Genomic DNA, 8,544 nt, shown 5'->3' with positions numbered 1-8,544 from the left:
CAGGAGAAGGTGATGGAGGTGCTGGAAACAGTGGCGCCGTTGGCCGGGGAGGACATGGCGGGGGATATGGAGATCACTGTGCCTGTGCCGTTAGTGAAGCTCCAGGGAGTGATGTTCCAGGGTCCCCAGCCGATGGCGTTGCCGGCCCTGGTCCTCCAGTAGTAGACGGTGCCGTCGTTGGGGAAGTTGTTCATAGTGAATGAGGTGGCGGTGGTTCCATTGTATCTATATAGGGTGGAGAAATCGGGCTGTGTGCTGACCTGCACCTGGTATTTGGTGGCGCCGGATACCGTACTCCAGGAGAAGTTGACGGTGGTGCTGTAAACACCGGCGCCGTTGGATGGGGAAGTCATGGCGGGAGGTGTTGTGGGAGCTGAAGGGGAGGCTGAGGATATTCCGTTAGTGAAGCTCCATGGAGTGATGTTCCAGGGTCCCCAGCCGATGGCGTTGCCGGCCCTGGTCCTCCAGTAATAGACGGTGCCGTCATTGGGGAAGTTGTTCATAGTGAATGAGGTGGCGGTGGTTCCATTGTATCTGTATAGGGTGGAGAAATCGGGCAGTGTGCTGACCTGCAACTGGTATTTGGTGGCGCCGGATACCGTACTCCAGAAGAAGTTGACGGTGGAGCTGTAAACACCGGCGCCGTTGGTGGGGGAAGTCATGGTGGGTGCTGTGGTGATAGGGCTGAGTATGAAGGTCGGTTCGATCGTCCACCACCTTGTACTGTAGCCGTAGTTGGTTATTGAGCAATCGTAGTCGTAATACATGGGCACCCTGAACAGTCCGTTGGGCCGTCCCGCGGCCGTGCCCCAGCTATTTAGCATTACCCAGTAGTCGTTGGCGGTGCCCTCCGGTGTATCGTCATAGCCCACGCAGAGCACGGCATGGCCGAGTGTGTGTTGATAAAAGTAAGAACCAGTGCATGAATAGCCGTTACGCCAGAGGTATGATTCGGGCTCGTCATACCAGAAGTCGAAAAACTGGTCCCAGTCGTCGTCGTTGGCCAGTGTGAAGCCGAAGTAGATGGCCTTGTTCTGGTCCAGCACGTTCTTGATGTTCGCTATGGCGGTAGCCTGGTTTACGCCATCCTCCACAGAATATGTTTTTATACGATACGCAGTAACCGAGGAGATGGGATAGTTGGGACTTGTGGAGATCGAGCCGGCCGGCATGGCCGTGCTGCCGTAGCACGTACTGCTGCCGTCCACATAATCCGCATTGTTGTTCGACCACGGGATAGCCTTCTTCAATGTGTCGTTGTAATGAGAGGCGAAATAAGAGGCATTGCCGCCGCAGCAGGCCCAGGGATAGCTCCCTCCATTGTATGTCGAGGTGAAATATTGCACGGAGAGCTTATTATTTTCGATACCGAGTTGGTTCCTCAGTGCTACCTCCAGGCATCCCGTTCCTGCCCAGACCCAGCAGCTCCCGCAGCCTAAGCCCTGGTCGCGCTGAGTGGGATCGTATGATAATAACGGCAATAAATTTCGGGTGGCGCCCTCTGTATATCCGTCCGACAGCGATTTCACACCGGCTATCGGCACGGTTTTAGCCAGGGGCGCCGTCTCAATCAGCCGGTTCTCCGCCTCTATCTGCTCCGGTGTATAGCGGATCAGGCCATGGCGGCGGAGGGAGTTACTGGGGTGGTCAAAAATCTGGCCGCCGGTGCCGCAGGTTTCACACTTTGCCGTATCCGCGCTTGCCTGCTTGACCGTGATGTCTGGCGAAAAGACCGTCAGCATACAGACAAGAAAAACGAGCAGGCAGTGACCGAAGATAATTCCGGCCCGTGGTTTCATCGTATGACTCCCGCATGGATCATAAAAATCATCCTGTACAGTGAACTGCGCTAATTTAGCTTTGTGTAGCTCTCCTCCGATATCTGACCGTTCTTGCTGTCGCCGATCCACACGATCTTGCCGTTATCGTAGTCGGCCTTTATACCCCATGCGTAGTTGGGCACTATCGCGTGCCCGATGCTGATGACCCATCCTCCTCCTGAATAAGTGACTCCGGTGTAGCCTTCGATATCCTTGCCCGTGCTACCGGTCAGGGCGAATTTAATGTCATCAGATAAAAATGCAGATGCGTCGGGATGGTTGGCTTTGATATAAGAGATGGTACTGTCAAGAATTTCCATGGTTACCTGATCTCCTTGGGTCGCAGGTGCGGCTGCAGTGCAGGATATGCCTACTGTAATTAATAACAGGACAGCTAAAGATAACAGCTTTTTCAATCAGGCACCACCTTGCAGTTACTGCGTAAATTGATTTTACATCCATGTAGCGGTGATGTCTAATGACGTCAGATAGCGGCATACAGGTACTTTAGTACCGGTGATAAGGGTGGGATTATATTGTAAGAAGCGTAGCCACGAAGCAATCGCAATAAATAGCATCATCGAAGGTGCGCCAGTAAGCTTACTGGCGCACCTTCGGCTCCCGTCTTTGGCTGACAGCTATGACAGGGTACGTCGATATCAAAGCCCGTTGATAAAGCTGCGGGAGGCGCTCCAATCTCCCCACCCCGAGTTATTATAGGATGCGGCCCTCCAGTAGTAGGTCGTGCCGTTAGCGGGGAAGTCTTTATAATCAATGGTTGTAGCTGCACGGGTGTAGTTGTAATGGAACAGCGTAGAAAAAGTCGGGCTGGTACTGACCTGGATGGCATAGTTAGTGACACTAGGATCAGGGGAGGCATTCCACCGGAAAGTGACGGATGATCCGGATACTGTGGCGCCATCGACTGGAGCTTGGAGAACAGGGGCAATCGGCCCGGAGTTGTTGATAAAGCTGCGGGAGGCACTCCAATCTCCCCATCCCGCGTCATTATAGGATGCGGCCCTCCAGTAGTAGGTTGTGCCGTTAGCGGGGAAGTCTTTGTACTTAATGGTTGTAGCTCCGCGGGTGTAGTTGTAACGGAACAGCGTAGAAAAAGTGGGGTTCGTGCTGATCTGGATGGCGTAGTTAGTGACACCAGCGACGGCATTCCACTGGAAAGTGACGGATGAACCGGATACTATGGCGCCATCGGCTGGGGCTTGGAGAGCAGGGGCAACCGGCGTAATGCCGCCGGGGTTGTTGATAAAGCTGCGGGAGGCGCTCCAATCTCCCCACCCCGAGTCATTATAGGATGCGGCCCTCCAGTAGTAGGTCGTGCCGTTAGCGGGGAAGTCTTTGTACTTAATGGTTGTCGCTCCACGGGTATAGTTGTAATGGAACAGCGTAGAGAAAGTGGGGCTCGTGCTGACCTGTATGGCATTGTTAGTGACACCAGGGGTGGCATTCCACTGGAAAGTGACGGATGAACCGGATACTGTGGCGCCATCGGTCGGGGCAGTCAACACTGGCGCCGGCGGGCCGGCGGGACTATTGGTAAAGCTGCGGATAGTACTCCATGGGGCATCGCCGCAGGTAAGTTTTGCCTGTACTTTCCAGTAATAGGTGCTGCCGGTGTTGGGGAAATCATTGAATGACTGTGAAGCAGGTCCTCCTGTGAGTTGGTCGTGGACGATACCAGATTCCACGTTAGGATCTGTGGCGACCACGATTTGGTAATCGGTGGCCCCGGGTACGGGATTCCACAGGAAGTTCACCGTGTTTCCTCCGACATTATCGCCATCGGCAGGTGAGACGAGGGTGGTCCTGCCGCTGGAGACGAAGATTGAAAGACGTTGTATTGCGATCTGCCCGGCTGATTCTACCTGGACGGTGAAGTTGTAGGTGCCGGCCATGGAAGGCGCGCCGGAGATCAGGCCGTCGGCATCAAGGTTAAGCCCACCTGGAAGGATTCCGGAATTGCGTGTCCAGGCGTATGTCCCGTCGCCGCCGGTGGCTTCCAGTTGTTGCAAGTAGTCGACGCAAAAATTTCCGTCAGGCAGCGTGGTGGTAACTATGTTCAGGCCGCTGGTCCATACCTTGATGGACAGTGGTTGGGTAGCAGTCCGCGAGCTATCTGCTGCCTGAGCGGTGAAACCAAAGTCACCGCCGACAGTCGGCGTGCCGGATATTTCACCGGTATTTGCATTGAGATTAAGACCGTCCGGCAGTGCCCCGGCAGTCACAGACCATGTAACTGGCCCTTCGTTGCCGGCCGCTGCCAGGGTTTGCGAGTAGGCGTCGCCGGTATCAACGTCCGGCAGTGAAGTTGTGGTTATGACGAGCTGTGGGGTGATAGTCAAATTGTAGTCTCTTGTTTTTTGCTGGCTGCCGTCATTGACCCGCGCGCGGAAATTGAATTCACCGTCGGCAGTCGGATTTCCTGAGACGAGGCCGTTGCCATCGAGAGTTAGGCCGCTCGGCAGGTCTCCGCTGATCTTTTGCCAGGTGTATGTGCCGGTACCGCCGGCTGCTTCAAGTTGCTTGTTATAGGCGACACCCGCTTCGCCCGGATCCAGCGGCGAGACGGTTACGATGGAAAGCGCTCCCGACTTGACGTTCATAGTGAATTCTTTTCTTATTCCCTGGTCAACATCACGCGCCTGGACTTCAAAGGTGTAGAGGCCGGCGGCCGCCGGCGTGCCGGAAACGACGCCGCCCGTGCTGACGGTAAGCCAGGCAGGCAAGTTGTAGTAGTTGTACCATGAATAGGGTGCGGTTCCCCCTGTGGCTGCCAGCGTCTGCGAGTAAGGTATGCCGGTGCCGCCGTTCGGCAGTGGTGACGTGGTATCGATATTCAACCCGGGTACGGGGATCTGACCGGTGTATGTGGCCGCTAACCATGGCATGGCGGTTGCGGGATTGCCGTTATCGTTGATAGATGAGCCGCTGCCGTGATAACCGGCTCCGTCGGGTCCACTGGCATCACCCCACCAGTTATATGTCAGGTCATGTGGCCCGGCATGGTGCAGGATAACCGAACCGTAATCATGAGCGAGTAAATTGTTATTGTGTGCAGTGATCGGGTTAGATGTCTCGATGCCCCGCATGTTATTGAGTAGTGTATTTCCAGTGATATTATTAATGGCTTCAAACAGCTCGATTCCACTGTAGGCATTGTCATGAATATTGTTATTTATTATCTGGAGCCCCGCACTACCGGTCTCCACTACGATACCTTTATTCATGCCGTATATTTCATTGCCCTCAAGGACGGCATCCGTGTTGCCACCGCGAACAATGATCGCGTTTGAACCCGGTCCGTTATAAATTGTGTTGTTCTTGATCAGCTTGGCGCCTGAGACACTGCCCAGGTTAACGGCATCGAATGTCGCGCCGTTGATAGTGTTACCCTCGATATTGACACTTGTGGGCCCCCAGAATTCGAGTGGCCGGACCGAATTAGTCAGTGTGTTGTTATTTATGACAAGGTCTCCATTGTTATAGGCGCATATGCCTCCGAAGTCCTGGCCGGATATTGTGTTGTTTAATATGTTGGTGGTGCCGGTGCAGCCCGGAGGCCCGTCAAACTGTACGCCGCGCTTGCCGCCGGTGATGCTGTTGTATTGGATTGTATTGCTGCCGGCGTTGACATCAGCCTGAACGTATATTACGTATCCGTTGCCTGTGCCGCTGGTAGCCATGTTGATTGTATTGCCGTCAGCGGGTGCTGCTCCGCCAACCGTATTTCCAGTGCTGTTGTTTACGAGACTGATGGCCGTGTCCTCTGTCCCTGCGGCTGTTCCGTTGATGGTATTGCCGGATATCAGGCAGTTGTTGGAACTGTCTATGGTCATGTGCCTCGCTATGGTATGTGTCAACGTGTTACTGCTGACTGTAGTCCCGGTTGATTCATGTACGTCTATGCCGTAGAAGCAGTTTTCTACCAGATTGTTATTGATAACGGCATCATTGGAAGTATATACGAGTATTCCGACCGCGGCCCAGGGGCCGGAGCGCGTGTGGCCGGTCACTGTATTACCTGTCACCGTGCCGGTTGCGCCATCTCTGAGGGAGATGCCGTTCAAAGGAATTGCAGAGCCGGTCAGGACGTTGTTGCTTATAGTTACCAGGGGGTCGTCCAGCGCGCCGGCATCGCCGTTTGCACTGATGGCATCGCGGGTATAGTCGGTCAGGGTATTGCTATCTATCGTCAGTTGGGAATCGCCATATACCTTGATGCCGAAGCACTCGTAATCCGGCGTCGACGGGAATCCCTCTATAGCGCACGAGTAAAGGCCGGCTGTGCCGGGGCTGCCCTTGACGTCCCTGAAAAATACTCCCGCAAAGGCAGTGGTGCCTGCGGTCTTGTTCTGATTATTGGCGTCGATGGTGAAGCCTTCGATATGCGCATCTATGGTGCCGCTGCCCGGGTACGCTGCCACGACGTAGTCCCAGGTCCAGGTTCCCTGTACGACCGATCCGGCCCTTGGCGCCGCGGGCGCCTTGATTACCGTTGTTGCACTGCCCGCGCCGATGATGCTGAGTGACTTCTGTATCAACACCTGTTCGGTATACGTCCCCGCTGCGGCGTTGAGGGTGCCGCCTTCAGTTGTCCCGGCTATGGCGTCGGCAAAGTTGGAGTAGTAATTTGTGCCGTTGGATATCGGGCCGGTGAATGTTGCGCCCCCGGCGCTGCTCAGCCACGGGACGAAACCAACATAGTCGCTGACGGGATTGCCTTGGGAGCCGATATTAAACACATTTTTAGCATGTGCCGGACCGTTGATGGTGCCCCACCAGTTATTGACGGCATCAATTGAGATATTATCATCGTCTGTATAGTCGGCATTATCCTGATAAACAACACCGTATGAGGTATTTCCGCTTATATTGTTATGGTTAATGCTATTGCCGCTCGATATCAGAGGTGCAGGATATGCATATTCTACATGTCCGCTCCTTATCAGCACCCCGTTATTGCTGCCGGTAATGGTATTGCCAGTTATGGTATTATCCGGGCTGGCCATAAGTTGGATACCTTCTGCTGTATTGCCGGTGATAGTATTTCCGGTAACGGTATTTGTTCCTGATTTCCACAGGTAAATACCGTCATTACCGTTATTATTAATAGCATTACTGGTAATGGTATTGGTATGACAATTCCACCCAAGATAAACACCATCTTGAGCATTTCCTGAGCAAGTATTTCCGCTTATCGTATTCCCGGTAGAGAATATACTGCCGGTTGGGGGGGTAGCTCCCCTGACGGCGTCCAGTACGATACCGTAACCATAGTCAGTACCTGTGAACAACTTCGTATTACTGGAATTATTATCTTGAATGGTATTGTCGGAAGATCCGAGCAACGCTATCCCCGCAACGAAGTTATTATCCAGTGTATTGTTGGTTACCATATTATTATTCGCCGTTTGTAGACCGATACCGGCGCTGGCATTATTACTTATGATATTGTTGTCTATGGTGCATCCGGTAACACCTTGAAGAATCATGCCGGCATTCTCAAGAGGATTATTGCCTGAACCCTGAACTGTAAATCCGGAAAAATTTACATTATTTGCGACTATAGTTACAACAATCCCTGAACCGTCACCATTGATGACAGTTGTGGCCTTATTAGCGCCAAATAGTGAGATTGATTTATTTATCGATATGTTTTCATTATATGTCCCCGCCGCCACGTTCACCGTACCGCCGGCGTCCACCCCGTTGACACCCGTTTGAATGGTGGCGAACGCGTTATGTCCGATAATGCCCGTGCCGCCTCCGGGAAGCTCCACGTATTCGCCGGCGGACTTGCCTGCCCAGGTGCTGTCCACATATACCGTAGCTTTGGTCAGGCAGGTTAGTGAAACCTCTTTATAAGCCGCCTGCACAACATTCCAGGCGAAGGTGGGATAGGTGGCTATCAGGACACCGCCGACTCCTGTGCTGTAGGAGGCGTCCGCCTTGATGATCTGCCAGTGGTCGGGTTCCGGAGTGCCGGTTGTCCAAACCTTGCCGTAAAGGTTATTCCCCGCCACGACAAATTTAAGCTGAAAATCGGCCGGATCGAAGGTCGTTGCCTCTATATAATCTTGTACCAGTTCATTATATGTGCCGTTGACCAGCTTACCGAACCAGAAATGCGAGCCATCCGAGCTGGCGCCCAGCACGTAACCGCTCATGGTGACTGTATTTGCGCGAGCCATCAGGTAAGCCAGGAAGTTGTCCCCAGCCTCCATGCGTTGTATGCGGGCTTGCATTACGTAATCGGTGCCACTGGCACTTACATAGCTTGCAAGGAATTTTGCCGAACCGTCGTTGCTTTCAGTATGAAGTTCGTAGCGATTATTCTGAAATAAATAGGTGCTGCTGTCGCCGCCGTCTACAGGCGTCCAGGTCTGTTGCGCACCACCGGTAAAATCGTCGCTCCAACCGGCGCATCCGTTTGCCGAGGCCACCGAGCCTGGCGGTATTACGAAGCCCAGTATCGGTAAGACCAGCGCCAACAATAATACTACTGAGAAATATTTGCTCTGAACATTCATGTGAACCTCCTTAATATGGCAACCTCCGCATGCATCGTGTTACGAGCACGCTAACCTCGCAATCATAGACGATGGGTGCTAAAAAAGAGCTTAAAGGCTATGCGAATTATCTAAAATAATTCTAAAAAGCAATGCGGATATGATGGAATGTAACCAAAAGGAAAGAGGATATGTTA

3 protein-coding genes are annotated in these 8,544 nt (G+C 53.2%); all 3 read right to left on the bottom strand.

Going from position 1 to position 8,544, the window contains the following annotated elements; all coding sequences use genetic code 11:
* On the bottom strand, window positions 1-1,799 hold a 1,799-nt coding region (locus WC359_12255), incomplete at its 3' end, for a C1 family peptidase (GenBank protein MFA5401210.1).
* A gap of 50 nt (window positions 1,800-1,849) precedes the next feature.
* A complete protein-coding gene (locus tag WC359_12250) occupies window positions 1,850-2,140 on the bottom strand; it encodes a hypothetical protein (protein MFA5401209.1) in 291 nt (96 codons plus the stop codon).
* 339 nt (window positions 2,141-2,479) lie between these two features.
* Window positions 2,480-8,368, bottom strand: a complete 5,889-nt coding sequence (locus WC359_12245; protein ID MFA5401208.1) for a right-handed parallel beta-helix repeat-containing protein — start codon at window positions 8,366-8,368, stop codon at window positions 2,480-2,482.
* Window positions 8,369-8,544: the final 176 nt, after the last annotated feature.

The sequence above is a fragment of the Dehalococcoidia bacterium genome (genome assembly GCA_041653995.1).
GTDB lineage: Bacteria > Chloroflexota > Dehalococcoidia > GIF9 > UBA5629 > CAIMUM01.
Note: the sequence above shows the minus strand (reverse complement) of the source record. Positions and strands in the feature narration are given on the sequence as shown.

Excerpts from the sequence above, each read along its gene's own strand:
- WC359_12245 (MFA5401208.1), bottom strand. The coding sequence starts at position 8,368 with ATGAATGTTCAGAGCAAATATTTCTCAGTAGTATTATTGTTGGCGCTG.
- WC359_12250 (MFA5401209.1), bottom strand. The coding sequence starts at position 2,140 with ATGGAAATTCTTGACAGTACCATCTCTTATATCAAAGCCAACCATCCC.